Annotated in this window: 26 protein-coding genes; 15 read left to right on the top strand and 11 right to left on the bottom strand. The window is 65.3% G+C overall.

Going from position 1 to position 20,876, the window contains the following annotated elements; all coding sequences use genetic code 11:
* Positions 1 to 3: 3 nt before the first annotated feature.
* The 10 genes from AC3B5L_RS17600 to AC3B5L_RS17555 all read left to right on the top strand — a co-directional run bounded on the left by AC3B5L_RS17600 (position 4) and on the right by AC3B5L_RS17555 (position 4,573).
* The gene (locus tag AC3B5L_RS17600) at positions 4 to 720 is read left to right on the top strand and encodes an SOS response-associated peptidase (protein ID WP_490096494.1); all 717 of its coding nucleotides are present in this window, start codon (positions 4 to 6) and stop codon (positions 718 to 720) included.
* A gap of 149 nt (positions 721 to 869) precedes the next feature.
* Positions 870 to 1,151 (top strand): hypothetical protein, encoded by a 282-nt coding sequence (locus AC3B5L_RS17595; RefSeq protein ID WP_490096493.1) that lies wholly within the window; start codon positions 870 to 872, stop codon positions 1,149 to 1,151.
* A complete protein-coding gene (locus AC3B5L_RS17590) occupies positions 1,144 to 1,902 on the top strand; it encodes a hypothetical protein (RefSeq protein ID WP_490096492.1) in 759 nt (252 codons plus the stop codon). The genes AC3B5L_RS17595 and AC3B5L_RS17590 overlap by 8 nt, the downstream gene beginning before the upstream one ends.
* Positions 1,903 to 1,904: 2 nt before the next feature.
* Positions 1,905 to 2,123, top strand: coding sequence for a hypothetical protein (locus tag AC3B5L_RS17585; protein ID WP_490096491.1), 219 nt, complete (start codon positions 1,905 to 1,907; stop codon positions 2,121 to 2,123).
* Between the two features lie 5 nt (positions 2,124 to 2,128).
* The gene (locus tag AC3B5L_RS17580) at positions 2,129 to 2,782 is read left to right on the top strand and encodes a hypothetical protein (protein ID WP_490096490.1); all 654 of its coding nucleotides are present in this window, start codon (positions 2,129 to 2,131) and stop codon (positions 2,780 to 2,782) included.
* Positions 2,779 to 3,336: a hypothetical protein gene (locus AC3B5L_RS17575; protein ID WP_490096489.1), complete on the top strand. Its 558-nt coding sequence runs from the start codon at positions 2,779 to 2,781 to the stop codon at positions 3,334 to 3,336. Before AC3B5L_RS17580 ends, AC3B5L_RS17575 begins: the two co-directional genes overlap by 4 nt.
* Before the next feature lie 17 nt (positions 3,337 to 3,353).
* The gene (locus AC3B5L_RS17570; RefSeq protein WP_490096488.1) at positions 3,354 to 3,632 is read left to right on the top strand and encodes a hypothetical protein; all 279 of its coding nucleotides are present in this window, start codon (positions 3,354 to 3,356) and stop codon (positions 3,630 to 3,632) included.
* 1 nt (position 3,633) lies between these two features.
* On the top strand, positions 3,634 to 4,098 hold the full coding sequence (locus AC3B5L_RS17565; protein WP_490096487.1) for a hypothetical protein: 465 nt from the start codon (positions 3,634 to 3,636) through the stop codon (positions 4,096 to 4,098).
* Positions 4,095 to 4,403, top strand: a complete 309-nt coding sequence (locus AC3B5L_RS17560; protein ID WP_490096486.1) for a hypothetical protein — start codon at positions 4,095 to 4,097, stop codon at positions 4,401 to 4,403. Before AC3B5L_RS17565 ends, AC3B5L_RS17560 begins: the two co-directional genes overlap by 4 nt.
* Entirely contained in the window at positions 4,403 to 4,573 is a 171-nt protein-coding gene (locus AC3B5L_RS17555; RefSeq protein WP_490096485.1) for a hypothetical protein, read from the top strand. Before AC3B5L_RS17560 ends, AC3B5L_RS17555 begins: the two co-directional genes overlap by 1 nt.
* Before the next feature lie 31 nt (positions 4,574 to 4,604).
* Here the strand turns inward: AC3B5L_RS17555 and AC3B5L_RS17550 are convergent, their stop codons facing one another.
* From AC3B5L_RS17550 to AC3B5L_RS17530, 5 genes are all read right to left on the bottom strand, one after another.
* Complete coding sequence (locus tag AC3B5L_RS17550) at positions 4,605 to 7,820, bottom strand: Eco57I restriction-modification methylase domain-containing protein (RefSeq protein WP_490096484.1); 3,216 nt, start codon at positions 7,818 to 7,820, stop codon at positions 4,605 to 4,607.
* Positions 7,817 to 11,104, bottom strand: a complete 3,288-nt coding sequence (locus AC3B5L_RS17545) for a helicase-related protein (protein WP_490096483.1) — start codon at positions 11,102 to 11,104, stop codon at positions 7,817 to 7,819. Before AC3B5L_RS17545 ends, AC3B5L_RS17550 begins: the two co-directional genes overlap by 4 nt.
* A 149-nt stretch (positions 11,105 to 11,253) precedes the next feature.
* Positions 11,254 to 11,718, bottom strand: coding sequence for a hypothetical protein (locus AC3B5L_RS17540; RefSeq protein ID WP_490096482.1), 465 nt, complete (start codon positions 11,716 to 11,718; stop codon positions 11,254 to 11,256).
* 128 nt (positions 11,719 to 11,846) lie between these two features.
* Positions 11,847 to 12,080 (bottom strand): hypothetical protein, encoded by a 234-nt coding sequence (locus AC3B5L_RS17535; RefSeq protein WP_490096481.1) that lies wholly within the window; start codon positions 12,078 to 12,080, stop codon positions 11,847 to 11,849.
* The gene (locus tag AC3B5L_RS17530; RefSeq protein ID WP_490096480.1) at positions 12,070 to 12,609 is read right to left on the bottom strand and encodes a hypothetical protein; all 540 of its coding nucleotides are present in this window, start codon (positions 12,607 to 12,609) and stop codon (positions 12,070 to 12,072) included. The genes AC3B5L_RS17535 and AC3B5L_RS17530 overlap by 11 nt, the downstream gene beginning before the upstream one ends.
* A gap of 152 nt (positions 12,610 to 12,761) precedes the next feature.
* On the opposite strand from AC3B5L_RS17530, the gene AC3B5L_RS17525 reads away from it, so the two are divergent.
* The 3 genes from AC3B5L_RS17525 to AC3B5L_RS17515 all read left to right on the top strand — a co-directional run bounded on the left by AC3B5L_RS17525 (position 12,762) and on the right by AC3B5L_RS17515 (position 14,567).
* Complete coding sequence (locus AC3B5L_RS17525; protein WP_490096479.1) at positions 12,762 to 13,085, top strand: histone-like nucleoid-structuring protein Lsr2; 324 nt, start codon at positions 12,762 to 12,764, stop codon at positions 13,083 to 13,085.
* The gene (locus AC3B5L_RS17520; RefSeq protein ID WP_490096478.1) at positions 13,085 to 13,570 is read left to right on the top strand and encodes a hypothetical protein; all 486 of its coding nucleotides are present in this window, start codon (positions 13,085 to 13,087) and stop codon (positions 13,568 to 13,570) included. The genes AC3B5L_RS17525 and AC3B5L_RS17520 overlap by 1 nt, the downstream gene beginning before the upstream one ends.
* Positions 13,571 to 13,655: 85 nt before the next feature.
* Entirely contained in the window at positions 13,656 to 14,567 is a 912-nt protein-coding gene (locus tag AC3B5L_RS17515) for a hypothetical protein (RefSeq protein WP_490096477.1), read from the top strand.
* A 21-nt stretch (positions 14,568 to 14,588) separates the two neighbouring features.
* On the opposite strand, the gene AC3B5L_RS17510 is transcribed toward AC3B5L_RS17515, so the two are convergent.
* Together AC3B5L_RS17510 and AC3B5L_RS17505 are read right to left on the bottom strand one after the other, a co-directional pair.
* Entirely contained in the window at positions 14,589 to 15,812 is a 1,224-nt protein-coding gene (locus tag AC3B5L_RS17510; RefSeq protein WP_490096476.1) for a hypothetical protein, read from the bottom strand.
* Positions 15,809 to 16,597 carry an HNH endonuclease family protein gene (locus tag AC3B5L_RS17505; protein ID WP_490096475.1) on the bottom strand — a complete coding sequence of 263 codons (789 nt, stop codon included), beginning with the start codon at positions 16,595 to 16,597 and terminating at the stop codon, positions 15,809 to 15,811. Before AC3B5L_RS17505 ends, AC3B5L_RS17510 begins: the two co-directional genes overlap by 4 nt.
* Before the next feature lie 388 nt (positions 16,598 to 16,985).
* On the opposite strand from AC3B5L_RS17505, the gene AC3B5L_RS17500 reads away from it, so the two are divergent.
* Positions 16,986 to 17,381: a LexA family protein gene (locus AC3B5L_RS17500; protein WP_490096474.1), complete on the top strand. Its 396-nt coding sequence runs from the start codon at positions 16,986 to 16,988 to the stop codon at positions 17,379 to 17,381.
* Positions 17,382 to 17,689: 308 nt separating this feature from the next.
* Positions 17,690 to 17,950 (top strand): hypothetical protein, encoded by a 261-nt coding sequence (locus AC3B5L_RS17495; protein ID WP_490096473.1) that lies wholly within the window; start codon positions 17,690 to 17,692, stop codon positions 17,948 to 17,950.
* 2 nt (positions 17,951 to 17,952) lie between these two features.
* On the opposite strand, the gene AC3B5L_RS17490 is transcribed toward AC3B5L_RS17495, so the two are convergent.
* The 4 genes from AC3B5L_RS17490 to AC3B5L_RS17475 form a co-directional block, all read right to left on the bottom strand.
* Positions 17,953 to 18,810, bottom strand: a complete 858-nt coding sequence (locus AC3B5L_RS17490) for an SDR family oxidoreductase (protein ID WP_490096472.1) — start codon at positions 18,808 to 18,810, stop codon at positions 17,953 to 17,955.
* Positions 18,810 to 19,250: a MarR family winged helix-turn-helix transcriptional regulator gene (locus AC3B5L_RS17485; RefSeq protein ID WP_490096471.1), complete on the bottom strand. Its 441-nt coding sequence runs from the start codon at positions 19,248 to 19,250 to the stop codon at positions 18,810 to 18,812. The genes AC3B5L_RS17490 and AC3B5L_RS17485 overlap by 1 nt, the downstream gene beginning before the upstream one ends.
* A 7-nt stretch (positions 19,251 to 19,257) precedes the next feature.
* Positions 19,258 to 19,890 carry an NAD(P)-dependent oxidoreductase gene (locus AC3B5L_RS17480; protein WP_490096470.1) on the bottom strand — a complete coding sequence of 211 codons (633 nt, stop codon included), beginning with the start codon at positions 19,888 to 19,890 and terminating at the stop codon, positions 19,258 to 19,260.
* A gap of 134 nt (positions 19,891 to 20,024) precedes the next feature.
* Complete coding sequence (locus AC3B5L_RS17475; RefSeq protein WP_490096469.1) at positions 20,025 to 20,729, bottom strand: TetR/AcrR family transcriptional regulator C-terminal domain-containing protein; 705 nt, start codon at positions 20,727 to 20,729, stop codon at positions 20,025 to 20,027.
* Positions 20,730 to 20,876 lie beyond the last annotated feature (147 nt).

Here is a 20,876-nt window from a genome sequence, read left to right as displayed (position 1 = left end):
CGTATGTGCGGCCGATTCGCGATGGACGATCGCGTCAACAGTGAGATCACCGAGTTCGTCGAGCGCACCGGCCGCAGGCCCGAGGAGTGGCAGCCCGACTGGGAAGCCTCGTACAACATCAAGCCCACGAACGACATCCCGGTCCTGATCGACTCGGCGAAGACCGGCGAGCTGAGATTCGAGCGAGCCCGGTGGTCTCTCGTCCCCGCATGGTCAGACACCCTCAAGCTGTCCTACGCAACCCACAACGCCCGCGCCGAGGTGCTCTTCGAGAAGCGGACCTGGCAGAAGCCGATCCGCAGCTCCCGCGCCATCATCCTCGCCCGCGGCTTCTTCGAATGGACCGGCCCGAAGGGCAGCAAGCAGCCCTGGTGGATCCATCACCCGGAAGGCGACCTCCTCGGATTCGCCGGGCTGTATTCGTGGTGGCCAGACCGCTCAAAACCAGAGGGGGACCCCGATCGGTGGGTCCTCACCGCGACGATCGTCACCTCCGATGCAGTGCAGACCCTCGCCGGCATCCACGACCGCAATCCCGTAGTCCTGCCGCAGCACATGTGGCTGCACTGGATCGACCCGTCCGTCGCGGGGGACCAGGCGCTCGTCGACGACGCGGTCAGCGCTGGCATCGCCGAAGCCGGCGCACTCGAGTTCGATCGTGTCGCGCCGTTCAAACGCGACGATGAAGGCCCGCAGCTGCTTCAGCCCCTCGCCAGCTGACGCCAACGGAGGGCGAATCAGACGATCTTGTCCTTTTTACATATAGGAGATAGTCTCATATATGCAAAAAAGGACAGTGCCGGGTTGTCCGATCTGGGCGAGCCCACGCACCCATGGCAAGTAAGAAAACCTGAACTGAGGAGATAGACATGTCGAAGTCGACCATCACCGACGAGGAGGTATTCGTCCTGATGCTGGTCGGTGCGGGGATCCTGCTTGCCGCCCCCTGGACGCTCACCCTGGAACCCGTACGCGCGTGGGCGATCGAAGCCGGAGTGCTCGTCTCTGGTGACGATGTTCTGCTTCCCCTGTGGGAGGGGGCAGGCCTCGACATCTGGCGGGTGGCGATCGCGGCCGGCATCGGCCTCGCAGCCATCGCGCTAGTCGCCGCCGGCATCCGTGCCAAGCAGAAGAGCGCTCGTCGTGTGTGATCCCAAGCCCGGCCCTCGCTGCAGCGCTCACACCGCGCAGGAACTCAAGGCCGCCGCTCATCGGCTCGGCGCCGCTGAAGCCGAGCTCGATCGCTTTCCGGAGGATCCGAGCTCGAGGCGCCGCGCTGCACAGGCCAGGGAGAACTACTCGGCCAAGCTCGCCGCCTACGACTCCTCACCTCGAGGGCAGCGCGACCTGCAGAACGAGATCACCTCCAGCCCCGATCCGGACTCCGCCGAGGTCGACGCCTTGCGCACCCGCCTCTACATCGGTCGCGCCACGCGCATCGCACAGAAGCGCGCGCTCGCCCGCGCCAAGGGACTGACGTCCGAGGAGGAGAATCTGGACGTGGCGAAAGCGCTGCGTCGGCTGCGGCATCCCGACGGCGGATACACGCGTGATCCGCGCACTGGCCGTGAAGTGGGCATGGGGTTCTTCGTCTCGCCCTACCCCGACCGGGAGCGGCCAGTGCCGGCAGAGACACTCAGCTTCCGCGACGTGCGAGGATTCGCCCGCGACAACGCCGATCTGCTCGCACGCGACGGGCACTACGAAGGCGCCTGGCACGACCCCGAAACCGGGATCGTCTCGCTCGACGTCTCCATTCGCGTCGAGTCGGCCGAAGAAGCCCGCCGGCTCTGCCACGACCACCAGCAAGCCGCGTTCTACGACCCCCAGATGGGGAACTCGGTGAACGTCACCCACAGCGGCGGCCGCGAACGCATCGCCGCCCAGATCGAAGGGAACTGACCATGACGAAGGAACTCAAGCACCTGGGACTCGGCAACACCGAGGACCCGATCACCGACATCGCCGTGGCGATCGTCGCGGTTCAGCAGATCAACGGGACGACCCCGGACGACGCCGAGATCCGTGCGGGACTCGTCGACGATGGCCTCGAGCCCACCGCCGAGAACATCGCCAAGGTGCGCACCGCGGTCGCCGAGATCCTCGCAGCCCAGGAGAAGTGACCACTATGCGTCACAACCGCGATCTCATGCGAAGGAAAGATCCGCTCTCCACCCCGACGGATCCTCTCGACGCTGCCCGGCAGGAAGCCTGGGTCCAGAACATCGACGATCCCACTCAGGGAAAACTCGTGCACCCCGACCGAAGGGACGAGGCAGCCGGCCTGCTACGCGCCTATGTCCGGTCGGCGATCTGGCGTCGGCGGCAAAGGCTGATCATCCCCCTGACCGCGGTCGCATTCCTCGTCGTCGGGGTCATCCTCATGGTGCTGAGGTCCCCGGCGCCGCTGTTCCTCGGTGCCTTCGTTGCAGCGCTTCTGCTGATCCTCAGCCAGCCGAAGGCCACCTCGCTCCGAAGCAGTCGGCTCGAGCACTCGCTGATCTTCCGCAACGCCGCGGTGCTCAATCGGTACTACGTGGCGACTCGTGATCCGGCCGTGCTTTGGGCAGCTGCCGAGAAGGTGGACCACCGCGAGGGGATGCTCCGCCGGATCCGCGAGCTTCAGAGCTACGACGTCCTGACGGCGCCCCGCCGGCAAGAACTCGAGCAGCTGCAGCTGACAGCAGAGGCGCTCGTCGACGAGATCGTGCAGATGCTCGATCCAGCAGCGACCGCGACCGTAGGCGTTCGCCCCAGCAGGGGAGAGGAGACCGTCTCGTGACGAAGCAGCTCGACACCGATCTCATCGTCGGCAGCATCTACCAGGACTCTGCCGCCGGCCGCTACACACCGGCGCCGATCAGCCCGGCGCGCGAGAAGCTCATCGTCAAGCTCACCGCGGCACGCGAGGCGGCCTGGGACAGCGACCAGGAGCGATCCGTCACAGCCCTGCTCGAGGTCCTCGACTGGCACCGGCCCTGGCAGATCTGGCGGCAGACCTTCGCCCCGACCTACATCGGTGACCGGTACCAGGGCGTCGGATGCCGCAGCTGCAACTGGAGCTCAGCAACCGACTGCCCGACGGTCCGCGCGATCGCCGCGTCCTTCGGCATCGAAAGCGAACCGTGGACCAACGGCACCGAGATCCCGACAGCCGTCCCTCCTCACAGCCGCATGGCAACCCTCGCCGGCGAGGTCGTCGCGCTCGTCCTCGATCGAACCAGCGACCGAGGCGCAGTCGGCGCGATCGACTTTCACCACCGCGCCGAAGCCCTCGGCACCGTAGCCGACGACGTCGAGCGACTGATCGCCGAGCACCTGAACGACCGACGATGACGACCGAGAGCACCACCATGGAAACCACCCCGGCTCAGACGGAGTCGCTCATCGAGGTCATGAACGACCTCGCCCGCTCTGCCGACACCCAGGCCGCGCGAGCCGCCGCCGTCGACGACATCGACACGAGCTCCGCCCTCTTCGCCCTCGCCGCGCTGCTGCGAAGCGAAGCCGCCGGGCTCCTCGAGAAGCCGGACACCCACGAGCACTGCCGCGAAGTCTTGGCCGGCGCGCAGCACATCGTTGCCCGGCAGATGCTGCGCCTCGACCGCACCGCGATCCCCCAGGAGGTCTGACATGACCGACAACCGCACACCCGCCCCCGCTCTCGCGCCCACCGTGACGGTCGGAATCGAGATCTCCTCGAACGCTCCTCAGGCCCTGCTCGATCGGGTCACCGCGATGGCCGACGACCTCATCGCCGCCGGAGTCGAGACCACCCTCGACATGATCCGCGCCTGCCGAGTCTGCGGCTGCACCGACGATCGCGCATGCCTGGGCGGATGCTGGTGGATCAACGACGAAGACGACCTCTGCTCGCGCTGCGCTCCGGACGAGCACGCATCGACGCGCCCCCGGGGATCGATGGGCCACGTCTGGCCCTGCCCGCTGTTCTACACGGGCAACTGGACGCCGGCAGGAAACCCGCAGCAGCCGTGCACGACGCCACGAGCTTGCACAACCCCCGAGCCTGCCGACGGGGACACACACTCCGGCGACCATCCGGCCGCCGGTCAACCGGAACAAGGAGAACCATCATGAGCACGACAGCACTCGAGGCGGCACCTGAAGAGGTGGAAGCGGAGCGCATCGCCGGCGTGGCCGCCACGAGCCCCACGATCATCTGGGCGCTTCCCGATCACACCGCCCACGTCTCATTCCACCTCGCGACCCCGGCCGGCCCTGGATACAACGTCCACGCCAACGGTGCTCCGGCCGAGCTCGCACGCCTGACGATCCACAAGGGCGACGAGCTCACGATCGTGCCTCGCCGCATCTACCGACACAGCGAGCACCAGATGACGCCCGACGTCGACGCCGAGTCCTTCGAGCTGACCGTCCGCTGATGCCGCTGTCCTATCCGCCCCTCCGCCCCGTCGTCGTCGACGGAGAGAAGCGCTGGCAGGCGACCTGCCGAACCTGCGGCCGAGACGTCTGCGCCAACCCGCAGCTCGCGAAAGCCGCCGTGGAGGAAGCGCGACGGGGGCACGGCTACGAAGCCGACTGCCAGCGCTAGTGGCTGGACCGACATCTTGTGCTTAGTTGCGTCAGCTGTCGACCTCGAATGGGAGCTGCCGCAACGTGGTGGCCGAGATGCCTGTGCTCTTATTCATGCGAGCGTGCGCGTACTGAACTTCCGGCAACAGGTCTGCCCGACCAATCGCCTCCAGCATGATCACGTCGGCCTGGCCGGTGAGATGCCGCAGCTCGGGCACCGCGTATCCACCCACGTACTTCCCGGAGTTGAGATCCCACGAGCGCACACCCGTCAGCGACTCTTCAATCTTCTCGCCGAGCTCAACTAGAGCGTCGAACGTGTCTTGCCCGTATGCGTGGGGAGAGAACGGGATCTGCGACATCGCGCTCTTGGTGACGTTGAAGCAGTCCCCCGTGAATGTCCACCACAAGAACGCCAGCCGGGATGCAGCGATCGCGCTCACCGCTAGCTGATCCTTGCGGTTCTGAACGAACAACTTCCCCTCGTTGAGCGGCACGGTGGCATGCGTCGTCTTGTCATAGGTGACCGGGGGCACCGTGTAGGTGCTCAGGAAGTACGTTGCGGTCTTCTTGAACCCGACCGAATATTCGCTCACACGGACGAGCGGCGTCGAGGTGACCGTTCCCCTCGAGAGAAGCGTGTCGATCAGCTCGAACATCGCATCACTGCTGGCGCGCATCCAGTTCGGGGTCCTCGAGCCGGCTGGCCGCAGCGAGTATCGCAGCGTCGCCATCAGATGCGGACGGAACGCCTCGATCCAGCTGTGGGTGAGCGTCGTGCGCAACTCGGACACCTTCCCGTGCCCCGCAGCAGTGATGATCGTGCTCCGCACCTTCACCTGGAACAGCGCGGCCGGACGCTCTTGGAAGGTGCTCACCCAGAGTGCGTCGAATCGCTCCTCGTAGTACTTCCGCAGAGACTCGTCGCGATCGCCGAACTGGCTTCGGATCGGAACGATCAAGCTGAGCCGGCCGTCGGGGCGCGTGATCTGCGCCGAGCGCTCGCAGCACGAGGCGTAGATGTCATCGACGTTGTCCGTCTCGAAGCCGGTGATGCGGTAGCTGAGTTCTCGCCGGTTGACGTAGGGCGGGTTGCCAATGACGACGTCGAACCCACCTTGATGGAACACCTCCGGGAACTCGACGAACCAGTGGAACGGGTGATGAGTCTCTACCCATGAGGCGAGCGGAAGCGGCTCACTCTGAGTGAACTGGATTGCCGAGTGGTAGAGCTCATCGACGTGAGTTCGCACTTCGTTGAGCAGGTCGACGAGCTGACGGCGATGCGCCGGGTCCGTGTCGCCACTCTCTTGGCCCTCTCGGAACGCTGAGTAGGCGAGAGCAATGCGTGCGGCTGATTTCCGCACCTCTGCGACGCGCGGCATCAAATACCAGTCGGCGACGTCCTTCTCCAATGAATCCTCGGTGAGCGCACCGACAAGCGCGTTACCGGCCTTGATGTTGAAATCGAGGTCGGGCAGTGGCTCGAGGTCATTACGATCGTCGATCGTCGCTACCAACTTGAGGAACAGACGCAGGCGGGCGATCTCGACCGCCTCACGCATGATGTCTACGCCGTAGAGGTTCGACAGTGTGGCGTGCTTAAGGACGAAGTACTCGCGGTTCGCGTGATCGTCCACCTTCGCCAACAGCGCCTCGCCAGCGGGGAAGTCAGTCGAACGCACATGGCGCTCCAGGGCATCCAGAGTGGCCTCGTATAGGGGCTGGAGAATCCGCAGGCCCGCGAAGAGAAACGCCCCCGAGCCGCAGGTCGGGTCGATCACGCGCAACGCAGTGAGAATCTCCCACGCCGCGAGTGCCTGCTCGGGAGCGTTGAGCTGGTCAATGGTGTCGATTGCGAGCTGCTCGAGGTCGATGTTCTCGGTGACGGCGCGGTTGACGGTGTCGATCTCGCCGGCGCGTGCCGCAGAGAGGACCTTTGCATGCTCCTGGCGGCGCCGGTCGACTTCCCACCAGGTCTCGCCAGGGAGTGCGAGGGTGTCATCGGCCACGGCGCTCCAGAGCGGCCGGTCGCGGTCGTTGCGTAGCGCTTCGATCTCGGGCGGGAGGGGACGATCGGCGCCCCACGCGAGGCTGGCCCAGATGTATGTCTCAGGGGATTCGCGCACGTAGCGCCAGGGGTTGACGCCGGTGCGCTGGATGAGCCGCTCGAGGAAGACGGGCACCATGGTGTTGCTGGCCATGAAGTGGGTGACGTCCTCCTTCGTGTAGTAGGCGCCCTTGTCTGAGCCGCGGTTGTCTTGGCTCTCCTTTTCGTTGACGAATTGCTCGAAGATGTAGCCGAGGACGTCGGGGTTGATCTCGTTCTGGGCGGCGGTCGGGCGGTCGTCGAGGTGCCACTGAAATCGGTCGAACAGGTCAAAGATGGTGGTGAAGATCTCGTCGGGCACGTTGATCGTGTTGTCGCGCTCGAGTTCATGCTCAGAGAAGATGCCGCCGTTGATGTAGGGAACGTCCCCGACCAGTTCGCGGATGCTCTCGCTGGGGTACCCGTGGTGCTTGTCGCCTAGTCCCTTGTGGAACATCGGCAGCAGGAAGTCGCGATAGAAGCCGTAGAATTGCCCGTCGCCGACCATGTCCCGCAGTCGGTTGAGACGGTTGCGGAGGTAGTTGGTGTCGTTGTCCATGAACGACTTCTTCTGCATGAAGTAGATGAACATCAGGCGGTTCATCAGCAGGGCCGAGTACCACTCGCGCTCGGCGTCGTCGTCGATGCCCTCGATGACGTCGCGGAGTGCGCGCTGGCGGCGGATGAACTGGTCGTAGAAGCGGCGGGTGACGACGTCGGCGTCAAATGCGGCGCGCATACGGCGGAGGACCTCGATGAGGGTCCAGTTCTCGTTGAGAGGGATCTCTATGGTGCCAAGTCGCTGGTTGAGGGCCTCGTTCGTGGTGCCGACGTGGTGGCGGTGGAGGGCCAGTCGGGGGTGGCCGACGCCCTCGGCGTCGGCGGTCTGGAGCCAGCGCCATTCTTGGTGGGTATCGTCGGCGAAGATCAGCAGTCGTGCGTCGGAGACCTTGCGCACCTGCTGGTCAATGAGGCGCTGTGTGCGCGCGGAGGGGAGCTCCTTGCAGAGCCAGACACGCAGGCCGGAATAGCCGGCCACCTGCTCGAGGGTGTAGATCCGCTCGTCGATCGTGATCTTGAGCGGTGGGAGGTCGGGGCGGTCCCAGCCGAGTTCCTCGAGGAAGAGTGTCTGGAACTTGCCTGCGTTGACGAGCTTCATGCGCTCGGTTGCGCTCATGCCACCACTCCCATTGAGCAGACGATGTGGATCGGGTCTACGGCTGCGAGGTCGATCACCAGGCGCTTGTCGCGATGTAGCAGAACGAGCAGGTCGGCGAGGTCGTCGACGTCCGTACGGGCAGCGAGCGCGGTTGTGAACCGCTTCTCCGCTTCCTTGGTGAGGGGGCGGGTGAAGATCGCCTCGAGTGCCTCGGCGACCTCCGTCTTCCCGGCTGCCATGGCGCCGTTGAGACGGTTCCAGACGCGCTTGCGAACGCCGCTGAGTCGGCCCTCGATGTTGCCGCTCTGGATGAGGTTGCCCTGTGCCATCTGCATCAGCAGGGGGAAGTGGTCGGTGCGGGCCGTGAGCGCGGGGGTGTCCGGTTCGCAGCGGAACCGTGTGAGAGCTTCCTGGCCGGTGAGCAGTCGGATCCCGGCAGCGGAGCCGAACCCGAATCCGTCGTTATCGTTCTCGGTGCGGACGTAGCAGACCACGCCGTCGATGTCGCGGTCGGATAGTGATGGCCTGGTCGAGTAGACGAGGTCTGGCAGGTCCCGGACGCGCGCGGCGAGTTCCGGGGTGTTCTCTTCTGCCGCGCTCCAGACTTCGTAGGCGAGGCTGGAGGCGTCGACTTCATTGTCGAGCTCGTTGTCGTCGAGCTTGCCCTTGTAGAGGTCCTCGATGATCTTCACCTCTTCTTCGGAGCCGAAGAACTGCTCGTCGGAGCCGAACACTTCTGCGTTGGCGTGCAGGCGCTCCGAGATGCGCTGGCGCAGGTTCAGCACCTGTTCAACGCCGTCGTGCCAGAGCGAGTAGATGAGGACCTCGTCGGATTTCTGGCCGACTCGATCGACGCGGCCGGCGCGCTGGATGAGCCGGATGATCGCCCAGGGCAGGTCGTAGTTGACCACGATGTGTGCGTCCTGGAGGTTCTGCCCTTCGGAGAGCACGTCGGTGGCGACCAGCACGCGGTACTCGGCGCTCGGGTCGATAACCTTCGCCGGGTCGATGGCCTCGAGGGCTGCGGATCCGAGCATGTTGGACAGGGGGGAGAAGCGGCGTGCGATCTCGGTCGGGTTGTTCGTTTCGCCGCTGGCGATGCCCACCCGGTTGATGCCTGCGGCCTGGAGGGCGGAGGCGACGTAGTTGGCCGTGTCCTTGTACTCGGTGAAGATCAGCACCTTGTCGTTGGGGTGTGTTTCCGTGAGCAGCTTGACGAGCTCGTCGAGCTTGGAGTCGACTGCGGGGGTCCATTCGCCGAAGTCGGCCATCAGCGCCGTCAGCGCCTCAGTGTCGGCGCGGAGGTCATCGAGCAGCTGGGGTGTGAACACGCTTGAGCGGATCCACCTCACGGACTTTGGTGCGGAAGCCCGCAGCGCCTCGTACTCGCTCTTGCCGTCGCCGACGACCGGGGGCTCGGCACCCTCGTAGTCCTCCTCGGCATCGTCATCGGTTTCGCTGGCAGTCAGCATCACGTCGAGGAGGGTTCCCAAGGGCACCTCGAGGTCGTTCTCGACGGCGTAGAGGTAGAGGTTGTTGCGCGCGATGTGCCGCTGCAGGGAGAGCATGAACGAGTAGCCGCAGCTCGACAGGCGCTTGTAGAGGCCGCTGCGGACGAATCCGATCAGGTGGCCGCTGCCGCGCTCGAAGCGCTCGATGATCCGCTTCTCCTCCGGCGTCGGCGTGAGCGCCTTCTTGAGGTACGCAGCCAGGTTGTATCGCGGCAGCAGCAGGTGGTCGATGGTGTCCAGGGTCTCGACCGACTCCATCTTCGCGGCGGGGTCGTTGGCGCCGAAGGAATGTACGAGCGGCTTGGGTACTCGGGCGGGGAAGGTGAAGCGGGCCCCGTTGGCGAAGGTCAGATACTCCTTGCCGTTCTCGTCGACGAGGGCGTAGTTCTTGCGGACGAATGAGCGGGTGCGGCGGATGAGGTGCTCGCTCATCAGTCGCTTCCAGTCGTCCGGCTCTTCGCTGCGCTTGAACGCCTCGAGCGTGCTGGTTTTGCCGTCCAGGCGCTCGGCGAACCGGTCATCTTTGGACATCGCCACGACGGGCTGCAGCCCGAGGTCGTCATCCGGGTCGATGTAGAGCCCGAGCTGGTTGCCGACGTCCTTGAACCGGATGTTGTAGGGCGTGGCTGTCAGCAGCAGCACCCGGCAGTCGTAGTTGCGGATGTACTCGGCCATGGCCTGGTAGTCCTGCCGGGTGTCGTTGCGCAGCGTGTGCGACTCGTCGACGATGACGAACTGGTAGCGACCGAGCTCGGGGAGTCGCTTCGCGGCCATGCTGTAGGGCACGACTGTGGCGTTCAGCTCGTACCGCTCTCGGTAGTCCTCCCACATCTTGACGAGGTTCACGGGACACACGATCAGCGTGCGGTAGCCCTCAGCCTCGTTGAGCATCATCGCGGTCGCGGTGGCAGTGATCGTCTTGCCGAGACCAACGACATCGCCGAGCATCGCCCCACCCTTGGTCATGATGCGGCGAGACAGTGTCTTGACGGCGCTCTCCTGGTACTCGAGCAACTGATTCCGCATCGACGGCGGCAGCGTGTACTCGATGAGTCCCTCGCGAACGTCGCGAGAGAGGTGCCAGCACACCTTGAGATAGACCTCGTAGGGAGTCAGCGGGGTCTCGCTGGCCCACGACTCATCGATGACCTCGATCAGATCCTCTGTGACATCGATCGAGAACTTATCGTTCCAGCGCTCCTCGAACCAGTCGTCCAGTTTCGCAGCGCCGCCGGAATCGACGACATCCACGTTGAGCTCGTAATTGTTCGATAGACCGGCGGTGGTGAGATTTGACGATCCGACGTAGGCGACGATGGGCGTGACATTGTCCGTACGGTGGCAGATGTAGGTCTTGCCATGAAGAGGTCGGCGAGTGAAGAGCTTGATAGCTACACGGCCATCGGAGAGCTGCTCTCGGAGTTCGCGAATGGTCGCCTCATCTTGGGCCGAGGGCGCTCCGCGCATTAGTTGCTGGCGGAACTTGAGCTTCGCCTGCTGCTGACGAGCCTGAGCTGTCTTCCGGTCGATCGGATCCTCGAGCGGCGCCCCCTCCAGTGTGCGCTGGAGGTAGTCGAGCACCTGATCCTCCGGCTCCCCATGCACCATTCCGATGAGCACCCGTGCGATAGGTGTCTTTTGTGGTTCCCGCTCTGTGATGACGTCGCCAAACAGCTTCCATCCACGGATGTTGAAGTAGCCAACGGCCGCGTCGATGCGGTTGGACTCTCGGAAGGTCTCAACGAGTTGGCCACCGAGACTCAACTCGATGTTGTCGAAGATGCGGGTCACAGCTCTCCTTGCTCAGCGGTGCGAACCGCACCCGGCGCTCGCGCCTCTCAGGCTAGCGGCCCCCGAGGACCTCGATAGCTAGCACCAAAGGGGATAGGCATCGCGGGCGATCTCTCCACGTTCATAAGCCCCCCATAGCACCAGCTGTCTCACTTCGTTTTCAGGAGCCGCCGGATCCACTCGGAAGAGATCCCCGCATCATCGGCCACGTCCTGCTGCGGCAGCTTGTACCGCCCCATCGCCGGCGCCAATGCCCGGATGAGATCATCCCGCAGCGTCCGTGCCTCGGCGAGCTCCGGCTCGTGCCGCTCCAGCGCTTCGCGGATCTCGCGGATCCTCGTGACGGCAGCCTCACGCCGCCTTGGGTCCTTCTGTGTGGCAGGAAGCTCCGGGAGGCGCGGTGTCGCCTGCAGCAACCATGTGCGGCTCAGGCCGCTCTCGCGTGCCGCCTGGCTGACGCTTTCTCCGTGCTGCAGAGCCACGACGACCTGGTCGAGCTGCTCCTGCCGGAGCTGCGCACGATCGGCCTCCGCGCGTGCGATCGAGCTCGCGACGTCGCGAAGGCGTCCTCGCAGCGCGTCGATCTCTTCGGTCGACAGCTCTTGTGCAGTCATCGTCACTCCCTGATCCAATCGTGCCCTGTCCCGGGGCTGCGGCTTTCATATATGAGACAATGGGGTGGTGCGACGCCCCCCGTCGCCAGGCCCCGGAGGTGCTGCATCCTCCGGGGCCTTTCTCGTCTTCAGCGGTCCTGGAGGGCATCCACGATCGAGGCGATCGCGATCACCAAGAGCACCGCCGTGGACACGGTCAGCAGCAGCAGCACGGTGAAGTGCCAGAGCCACTCTCGAGCGAACCACGCGAAGGCGATCGCTCCCGCGCTGATGAGCAAGAAGACCAGCGTGCGGATGACCTTCTGCGAGCGGCGCACAAGCTCGTCGAGCTCAGGGTCGTCCTGAAGGATCTCAACGGTCATCGCGGCCTCCGGCGTTCGTGGCGCCAGCCGCTTGCGATGAGCCCGAGGTGCGGGTCCAGCGACCGTCGAGCTCACTGAGGCCGCGGTGCTCGAGCACGCCGGCGTTCTCCGGATCCGGCTCCAGCGGCCAGTCGCGCAGGCGTCCCGACAGCGCGGAAGCCAGGCGATCCATGAACCGCTCGGCGAGGCTGCCCTCCCAGCCATCGTGCTCGCGCGAGTTCTCCACGACGAGCAGCTGACTGCGCTCGAGCTGCAGCGCCTGTTCGTCGGTGACCAGGTCGGCACGGTCCTCTCGCCAGAGAAGATCGAAGACCGGAGTCCACTGATATCGGGGCGCCGGGAACGGGACGCCTCGCGCCGCTGACACCGATGCGTGATTCTCGTCGACGAGGCTCTGGCCGTACCTGTCGGCCAGCTCAAGGATCTGCTGGGGCTGCGCGGCCGCACGCGAATCATCGGGGCGGAACCCGAGCATGGCCGCGGTGATCAGCAGATCGATCGTGTCCGTGGGGACGATGACGACTTCCATCTCAACCTCCTGTGAAATGTGTAACCTGACAGCGCTAAATATACGGGTTTGGGAGATGTGCTGTCAACACAGTTGGGGTAAAGGTCTCGACATCGGTCTTGTGGCCGGTATGGATGCCGAGCGGGGGTTGCGCGCTGGGATATCGTGACCGCATGGCGCGCCAGATCATTCACCAGCTCATTGACGACCTCGACGGTGCAGAACTTGGAGTCGAAGGGCGGACCGTTCGTTTCGGGCTCGACGGCCGCGACTACGAGATCGACCTGAGCGCCGCGCATACCGACGAGCTCGCCGCCGCGCTCGCTCCGTATGTTGAAGCAGGCCGTCGTCTGACAAAGGCCCGCTCCGCCGAGTCGGCGAAGTTCATGGCCGGCCAGCTCGAGGAGATCCGGCAGTGGGCGCGCGCCAACGGCTACACGGTCGCGGACAAGGGCCGCATCTCCCGGGAGATCAAGATCGCCTACGCGACCCGCTGATGGTCGTCGACGCGCTGCCGCTGCCGGCGTCCTGGGATCGGGCGTCGCTCGAAGCAGTCGGGTTCAAAGGCTTCGTCGCCTTCGGAGATCTCGCGAGCTCAGAGGTGCCTCGGGAGGCGGGGATCTACATCGTGCTGCGCACGGCTCTCACGCCGCCGGAGATCCTCGAGGTGACGCGCGCTCGAGCGGGCTCGGCATACCCGTTGGACGATCTCGAGGCGCGATGGGTGCCAGGGACTCCCGTGATGTACATCGGCAAGGCTGAGGCCAAGGTCGGCGGCCTTCGCAAGCGCCTGGGCCAATACGCCCGGAAGGGGTCGAGTCATCAGGGCGGGCGCTCGATCTGGCAGCTGGCGGATCAGGACGAGCTCCTCGTGGCGTGGGCGCTGACGCCCGGTGAGTCCGCCGAAGACGTCGAGATCCGCTACCGGTCGGCATTCGCAGACGTCTATGAGCGATGGCCGTTCGCGAACAGGAAGCGTTAGACCCCCATACGCCCCGCTGCCGAACCCCTGGATCCTCGGTCACAATGAGGGTGTTCGTGCCCCCGGAGTAGAACGGCCGCTGCATATGACTGCTGGACCCGAAAAGAAACTCGGCGCCGCCGAGCTCGCAGACCTGAGCGATACCCTCGTGGCCGCCTGGCGCCTCCTCGCCCAGCAGGTCGGCACGGGCGCCCGCCCGGGTTCGCCGGCGGCCCGCGACGCGGAAGAGGCCCAGCGTGAGCTGCGGCCGGACGTGCCGCACGTCGGGCATGCGGCCGGGCAGATAGCGGGCCGGATGGTCGATGCGATCGCGCTGCTGCTTCATGCGGTCGGGACCCAGTTGCGCGCCGAGCCGATGGTGCCGTTGGCGGTGTGGCCGCTGGTGCGTGCCGAGCTCGAGCATGCTGGTCGCGTGGCGTGGCTGCTTGAGCCGATGACGGGCAGCGGCACCGCGTCGCGTCGAGCGGCCCGGGCGCTGCTGGAGCATGCCTCGGCGCTGCAGCGGGAGAAGTACACCGCGAGCAAGTATTCAGGTCCGCGCGAGAAGGCCCTTAAGCGCCTGCGAGACGACCTGCTGCGCCGGATCGGTGTGCTGTACGCCGACGTGCACACGCCTCTCGAAAAGCCCGACCAGATCGGGGAGTGGAGGATCGGCGGCCAGTCGATGCTGGGTCTGGGGCAGGCGATTGATCTCTTCATCTCGCTCAACTTCACCAAGGGCAGCGGCATCTACGACGTCCTATCTGACCGGTCGCACCCGTCGGTAGTCTCGCTGGCGACGCAATCGATGGCGGAGGAGTCCGAGGGCGTGACGTCATGGTCATACCCGGTCGACCTCGACATCCTCGACTTCCAAGTGCGACTCGGATGCCTGATCCTCTACAAGAGCGCCCACGCGATCGCCGAGTACTACGGCCTCGATGCGACCGTGCTCGAGGTCTGGGCAGACAGGACTCCCGCGCACTGGCTCGATGAAGATCCAGCTGCAGCTGCGTGAGGGGTTCGGCCGGTCGAGCAATCAGGTGAGATCGAGGAGTTGCGTCGCCTTTGTGGCGTCGATCTTCACCGCCAACTCGCCCTTGCGTGCGCCCGAGCGCCCGTACAGCAGCGTGCCGAGTCCGGACAGGGAGATCTCCGCCTTCGCAGCGATCGTCTTGAGGCTGTAGCCGTTGCTCATGAGCGCTCGAACGTGCTCCCGCACCGGTTGCGCGTCGACGCGGGGCGGCTGCTCCGGGATTCCGGCTTCACGCCGCCGGCGCCGTTCCTCTGCGATCGATGCGTCGGAGCAGGTCGGGGACGCGGGGCAGCGCTCGCGGTCGTGGCAGCCCAGCTGGTATCCATACGCGGTTCCGTGATTCTCCGCGGGGATCCCCTCGGACCGCCGCCGCGCGACATACTCCCGGTGATAGGTCCGATGCGCCTCCTCGCAGGCGTCGCAATGGCAACCGCGTACGTAGGCGGCATTCGTCCCGCAGGGCTGCAGTTCGACGCCGTCCCACTTCGAGCGGGTGCGGCGATGCGGCTGGAGCTTGAGCTCACGACGCAATGCGCCGATCCAAGGGGCCGAGACTCCGAGCTCGGCCGCGATCTCAGCATCCGTGTACCGGAGCCCGTGCAGCCGGCTGATCTCGCCGCGCATGTCGACGCGCCGCGCGCGAGGCGCCTCAGCGGCTTTCGGCCTCCGGGCTCTGTTGGCGGAGAGCTGCAGCCTCCGTCGTCGGCTCGCTGCCGTGCTCGTTGCGACTCCGAGCGCCGCGGCGATCTCCGGGTCCGTGCGCTTGTCCGCGTGGAGCTGCCTCAGCTGCGGAGCCCAGGCCGGCTCCCCGCCGGCAATAGAGCCGCCTGTGCCAGATGCCGGCGCGGAGGACCTCGGCGCCGGCGTAGCCCGGTGCGGCCGCACTGGCTTCCGCGTGGCCTCGGCGGTGGTGCGCTGGGGTGAGGGCTTCCGTACCGGCGCCGACGCCCGCTGCGGAGCATCTCCGCTCTCCTCATGCCGTAGAGCACGAGCGGCTTCGCGGTCGCCCGCACGCCAGGCGGCACGACGCTCCTCGTCGCCCTGCAGGATCTCGTCGAGCGTGGCGCCGGCATCGATCGCCTTCTTGAACGCGAAGTCGCCGCTGTACCTGCGGTGGACGTCGCGGCAGGAGATCAGGGCCGGGCACTGCGAGCTCCGGCATCCGTCACGGTATCCGTCGAGGGTGCCGTGCGGGAACGAGTCCTCGAGCCGGTCCGCGGCGTTCATGACGGGTCTCCGCAGGCGATGAGGGTGCGCACCAGGGCGTCCCGATCGGCACCGTCCACCGCGAGACCCCAGTGCTGAACGATCTGGGTGTACTTGAGCACGTACGTGCAGAGATAGCCGGTCTCTGCCGGCGGAAGCCATTCGGCCGGGCCGTCGTCGCCCTTCGACTCATTGGCGCTGCCGTCGACGGCGATCACGTTCTCCAGGGTGTTCGCGAACTCGAGGCGCTGCTCCGGGTTCCACGCCCAGGCGCCGCCGACGTGTGCAGCCTTGAGGCTGACGATGTGCTCGATCTGCACGCCCTGCGAGCCTCGGTTGCCTGGCTGGGTAACCCGATCGTGCTGGAAGGTGATCCGCTGACCTGTGTACGGATCGTGCTCCAGCACGCCGGAGAGGACTGTGCACCCCTTCGCGTCCCGGACCACGTCGACCAGGTCACGAGCGAGAACGTCGTCACGCTGCCGGCATCCGTTCCCGTCGATATCGATCCAGGCGTCGCCGAAGGACGCCCGGCGGTACTCGGGAACCATGGCGAGCTCCTCCGGGGTGATGAGGGGCAGCGCCGCGGCGGAAGCTGCCGCCGCGGTGTACTCGTTCGCCGGCGAGGAGGGTTCCGCTGCGGCCGGCGGTGCTGGGGTGGCCGTCGGCGTCGAGGTCGACGAGGGAGTGATCGGGCTCGGCGCGGGCGCGGGGGAAGGCGCCCAACTTGGCAGCAGCACGGTGGTTGCCACCACGGCGATCGTGAGCGGGATGAGGGCTGCGAGGCTGGTCTTCTTGCGAGACATGGAACTCCGTTCGTCACTCACCATGGGTGAGCGGGCGCGGAAAGATCGGACGGCGAACCCGCAAACCTGCTGAGGGGCGGCAGTGTCCGTACTCTCCTATTGTGTAACCTGACAACACTAAATATACGGTATCGGAACCCGCCCATGCAAGGGAAAAGGCGCCCAGCCGGATTGTGGATGTCAGGTCACACAAACATTGGAGTTCATCTGGAAGACCAACGGGCTGGACGCCACGAGCCATGATACCGAGCCACCCCTTGGGCGAGCCGGGGGCAGTTGATGGCGCAGGGTCACCGATTACACTTATCGGATACTCGTTCGAGTATGAGAGGAGATAGACGCAATGAATGTAGTACATGCGTACCCTCTCCGAAACCCGCCGACGACGATGGAGCTCCGTGAACTGCTCGACGCTGTCGCGTGCGGTTTCCCCAGCCCTGCGCAGGACTATGAGCAGGGGCCGATCGACCTGACAGAGCTGCTCGTCGAGGACGCGGCCGCGACCTTCTTGGTGAGGGTGTCCGGCACCTCCATGATCCTCGCAGGCATCGACGACGGCGACGTGGTCCTCGTCGACCGCTCGAAGGTGCCGCGGGCTGGCGACATCGTCGTCGCCGTCCTGGACGGCGATTTCACGATCAAGCGGTTGATCCGGGAGCGGGGGACCTGGGCGCTGCACGCGGAGAGTTCTGAGTGGCCGGATATCGTCGTCGACGAGCTCTCAGAGCTCGTCATCTGGGGTGTCGTCACCGTTAGCTTCCGGTTCCACAGGCCACGGAAATGATCGGTCACGTCGACGTCAATTCCGCTTACGTCAGCTTCGAGCGAGTGTTCGATCCGACCCTCGAGGGAGTGCCCGCCGTCGTTGTCGGGAACGCATTGCGATGACACAAACCGACGTTGGGTGACACAGGTGGGAGCGTCCGTGACACACGGTGTCAACACAGCCCATGGCTCTTAGGGCTTGATGCGATGAGTTGGAGCTGGGTGACCGCTGTTCGACGCCCGGCTCGGTCCGGATCTGGTTTCCCAGGGTCGCCGCGCGGAAGCCCTCGTTGAAGAAGCCGCCGACATGACCGACCGGTGGGAGGCATGATCACCGCCGAGCTCGGGGACCCGATCCTTGCCCGAGTGGTGCGGCTGGTCGGTGACGAGCTGATCGTCAACGCCATCGTCTCCCCCGGTGCGCCCACGATGACGCCGAAATCGATGAGTCCTCGTGGCGCGTCTCAGCACCGGTACCGTAAAGAGATCGATCCTCCTCTGCATCACCCTGATCTTGATCGGAGTCGGTGTGATGTCGGTGCCGTTGTGGATCGAGAGTGTCGTGTAGGCGTGCTCGTCTGCGGTTGAGCTCAGGCTTCCCAGATGTCGGCGTAGTCGTTGACGAACTGCCGCAGGGTGGTTGCGGGGTGCCCGGTGAGCTTCTGGATGGAGCGGTTCGGGAACGCTGAGAGGTTCAGCCGTACCACCTTGTGGATCATCTTCTGGACAGCGATGTAGTCCTCGGGGGCGCCGTCCTGTCTGAGTTGCGCTAAGTAGGCGGCTTCTGTGGGACGTTCGTATCGGATAGGTCGGCCGAGCACGTCGGTCATGATCGTGGCGACATTCCGGTAGCTGAGGCTCTGCTCGCCTGACAGGGTGTAGGCCTTTCCGATGTGTCCCGGCGTGGTGAGGGTGGCCGCGGCGGCTCGGCCGACGTCGCGTGCGTCGATGAACGCGGTGCGGGAGCGGCCGGCGGGGACGAAGATCTCGCCGCGTTCGCGAATCGTGCCGGCGTACGTGGTGGACAGGTTCTGCATGAAGAAGTTCGGCCGCAGGAACGTGTACGGGCTGCGCACCTGCCGCATGTATTTTTCCACCGCATGGTGGGGGGTGTTCCGGTTCGCCTGTACCCCCTGGAGCGAGAGGAACACGATCTGACGGATACCGCGGCGCACTGCTGCGCCGATGACCGGGAACAGCTTCGCCTGCACATCCGCGATCGCCGGTGGACGCATCAGGAACAGCCGATCTGCCCCCTCCAGGGCGTGCTCGATCACGTCCGGTGCGTCATCGAACGAGAACGACCGCGCCTCCACCGCGCCCGGCACCGACTTGTCGTCGTGCAGGTCACGGATGCCCGTGATCACCGGCTGCCCTCGCTGAAGGAGGTGTTCAACGACGGCGGAGCCCACCGTACCGGTTGCGCCGGTCACGAACACCGCGCCCATCAGTCGGCACCAATCCTGCGCAGAAGGGTGCCCAGCTGGTCAAGCTCCTCGGCGGACAAGGACGCAAACCATGGCGCGGTGCGCGCAACGGTCGCTGCCTCGAACTCAGCCACCTGCCCGGCTGCAGACTCGGTCAGCTCCCACATCCGCACCCGGCCGTCAGCTTCAGAGGACGACTGCGCTACGAGCCCTTTGTCGCGCAATTGATCCATGGTCTGAGTGATCGCACCCGCGGTGACCTTCATTGTGGCGGCGAGTCGGCCAGGGGTAACGGGTCCGTTGTGATGGGAAAGGACGAACAGGATGTCCAGCTGAGTGCGGGTCAGCACCGCGTCGCCGAACGGGGTCGACCGGGGAGCGCCCAGAGCGCGGGCCAGTGCCACGACCCTTTCCAGAACGCTGCCGATTTGGCTCGCACGATCCGACGTGAGGGTCTGCATGGCTTGGCTACGCGCTCACAAACGGCAACTGACCGACGAACGTCCGGTCAGCGACCTGAGTGAGGATGAAATCCGCTAGGTCGTCACGGCTGATCTGCGTGCTCGCGTTCACCCCGACCCACCCCACCCGGTACGTGCCCGTGCCCGGCCGCTCGGTCAGCCGCGGACCACGGACAACTGTCCACTCCAGGCCGGAGGTCTCCAGCACGGACAGGTGCCCCTTGGCATCCTCCAGCACATGCCCGGACAGTGTCTTGAGAAGGAAACGGATGATCTTGTCAGGCACCCCGGGCCGATCCCGCGGGGCTGGCAGCCCGCCACCGGAGAGTGTCACGATACGGGTCACACTGTGCCGCTTCATCGCTGCGACGATCAGCGCGGTCCCGTCTGTCTGCAACGTGGGCGGCGATCCCTTCACCTGCCCAAACACGCTCAGCACGACATCCGCACCCGCTACCGCCTCCTCCACCGCCGCAGCATCCAGAACATTTCCCTGGATCACCGCGAGTCGTGGAGAGGACACCGTCAGCTTTCCCGGGTCGCGGACAAGCACCCGGACGTCGTGACCTTGATCCAACGCCCGGGTCAGCACGCGGCGGCCGGTCTTCCCTGTCGCTCCGAAAAGCACGATAGGGGTCACGCAAATAGTTTAGCCACTAAATTGTGCGGTCCGCCACGATTGGAGGTGCAGCCTCGACGTCGCTAGGGAGATAAGGCTGCATCGAATGCAATGAACCGATTGGTGCGCGCCCGGACGGGGGAGCGACCATCCACCTATTGGGAGAGCTGACGGTCGAGCCGGTCCAGCAGCGTCTCGAGAGATACCTCGAACTCTTCACGGCTTCGGTCTTCGCTGAGCAGATCCCGAAGTCGCTCTACTTCGGGGGCGTCATCGAGCGTGACGTTGCCGTCGCGGCCGGGGAGGTCGGCGTCGCCTTCGTCGAGTGGTTCTTCCATCGGTCCTGTCTGTGCGCCGCGGATGGCGGACTCGAGGAGCAGCTGGCCGAGCAGGAAGCTGCTGAATGATCGGTAGGCGTCGACGGCTTGAGCATCGGTGAAGCCTTGCTCGATGAGGGCGCTGAGGAAGGTGTTCACAACTTCGACACTTCGCAAGGGAGGCCTCAGCCAGGGGGCGGCGGGGTGTCGTGTGGCGACCAGAGGGAACGCCAATGGGTGGTCGGTAGCGATGCGGCGCACTCCGTGTGCAACAGCTTGCAGAAACGGTTGCCAGTGCTCGCCGGACTCCTTCTTGATGGTCGCGGTGAGGTCGGTCATCAGTAGTGCGACGACACCTTCGAGGAGATCTTCGCGTCCGTGGACGTGGCGATAAAGCGACATGGCCTCGACGTTGAGTCGCTGTCCGAGGGATCTCATCGACAGGCCCTGCGCTCCGACGCTGTCGATCATCTCCAACGCGCTTCCGATGATCAGCTCACGGCTGAGCTTGGGCGCCGCAGGGTCGTTCGAGCGTCTACTCACAAGTGCCTCCGATGTCAATCTTCTCTCGGAAATGCCCGAATGGGCCCACGCTTACGATGTAAACATCACTTGCAGTGGCCGAACGTGCGATCGAGCTTTTCGGCAAGTGCCACCGCGCTCACTATTCGAGGAAAGGCAGTGACATGT

This window comes from Microbacterium sp. C-MGS6, assembly GCF_058140415.1.
The sequence above is the reverse complement of the archived record's forward strand: the minus strand, read 5'-3'. Positions and strand labels throughout refer to the sequence as shown.

Bases quoted from the DNA above. Each gene is read 5' to 3' on its own strand.
- AC3B5L_RS17540 (WP_490096482.1), bottom strand. From the start codon at position 11,718: ATGACTGCACAAGAGCTGTCGACCGAAGAGATCGACGCGCTGCGAGGA.
- AC3B5L_RS17560 (WP_490096486.1), top strand. From the start codon at position 4,095: ATGAGCACGACAGCACTCGAGGCGGCACCTGAAGAGGTGGAAGCGGAG.
- AC3B5L_RS17595 (WP_490096493.1), top strand. From the start codon at position 870: ATGTCGAAGTCGACCATCACCGACGAGGAGGTATTCGTCCTGATGCTG.
- AC3B5L_RS17510 (WP_490096476.1), bottom strand. From the start codon at position 15,812: ATGAACGCCGCGGACCGGCTCGAGGACTCGTTCCCGCACGGCACCCTC.
- AC3B5L_RS17500 (WP_490096474.1), top strand. From the start codon at position 16,986: ATGGAGCTCCGTGAACTGCTCGACGCTGTCGCGTGCGGTTTCCCCAGC.
- AC3B5L_RS17535 (WP_490096481.1), bottom strand. From the start codon at position 12,080: ATGACCGTTGAGATCCTTCAGGACGACCCTGAGCTCGACGAGCTTGTG.
- AC3B5L_RS17530 (WP_490096480.1), bottom strand. From the start codon at position 12,609: ATGGAAGTCGTCATCGTCCCCACGGACACGATCGATCTGCTGATCACC.
- AC3B5L_RS17585 (WP_490096491.1), top strand. From the start codon at position 1,905: ATGACGAAGGAACTCAAGCACCTGGGACTCGGCAACACCGAGGACCCG.
- AC3B5L_RS17550 (WP_490096484.1), bottom strand. From the start codon at position 7,820: ATGAGCGCAACCGAGCGCATGAAGCTCGTCAACGCAGGCAAGTTCCAG.
- AC3B5L_RS17580 (WP_490096490.1), top strand. From the start codon at position 2,129: ATGCGTCACAACCGCGATCTCATGCGAAGGAAAGATCCGCTCTCCACC.
- AC3B5L_RS17515 (WP_490096477.1), top strand. From the start codon at position 13,656: ATGACTGCTGGACCCGAAAAGAAACTCGGCGCCGCCGAGCTCGCAGAC.
- AC3B5L_RS17495 (WP_490096473.1), top strand. From the start codon at position 17,690: ATGATCACCGCCGAGCTCGGGGACCCGATCCTTGCCCGAGTGGTGCGG.
- AC3B5L_RS17525 (WP_490096479.1), top strand. From the start codon at position 12,762: ATGGCGCGCCAGATCATTCACCAGCTCATTGACGACCTCGACGGTGCA.
- AC3B5L_RS17555 (WP_490096485.1), top strand. From the start codon at position 4,403: ATGCCGCTGTCCTATCCGCCCCTCCGCCCCGTCGTCGTCGACGGAGAG.
- AC3B5L_RS17600 (WP_490096494.1), top strand. From the start codon at position 4: ATGTGCGGCCGATTCGCGATGGACGATCGCGTCAACAGTGAGATCACC.
- AC3B5L_RS17485 (WP_490096471.1), bottom strand. From the start codon at position 19,250: ATGCAGACCCTCACGTCGGATCGTGCGAGCCAAATCGGCAGCGTTCTG.
- AC3B5L_RS17505 (WP_490096475.1), bottom strand. From the start codon at position 16,597: ATGTCTCGCAAGAAGACCAGCCTCGCAGCCCTCATCCCGCTCACGATC.
- AC3B5L_RS17565 (WP_490096487.1), top strand. From the start codon at position 3,634: ATGACCGACAACCGCACACCCGCCCCCGCTCTCGCGCCCACCGTGACG.
- AC3B5L_RS17520 (WP_490096478.1), top strand. From the start codon at position 13,085: ATGGTCGTCGACGCGCTGCCGCTGCCGGCGTCCTGGGATCGGGCGTCG.
- AC3B5L_RS17570 (WP_490096488.1), top strand. From the start codon at position 3,354: ATGGAAACCACCCCGGCTCAGACGGAGTCGCTCATCGAGGTCATGAAC.
- AC3B5L_RS17490 (WP_490096472.1), bottom strand. From the start codon at position 18,810: ATGGGCGCGGTGTTCGTGACCGGCGCAACCGGTACGGTGGGCTCCGCC.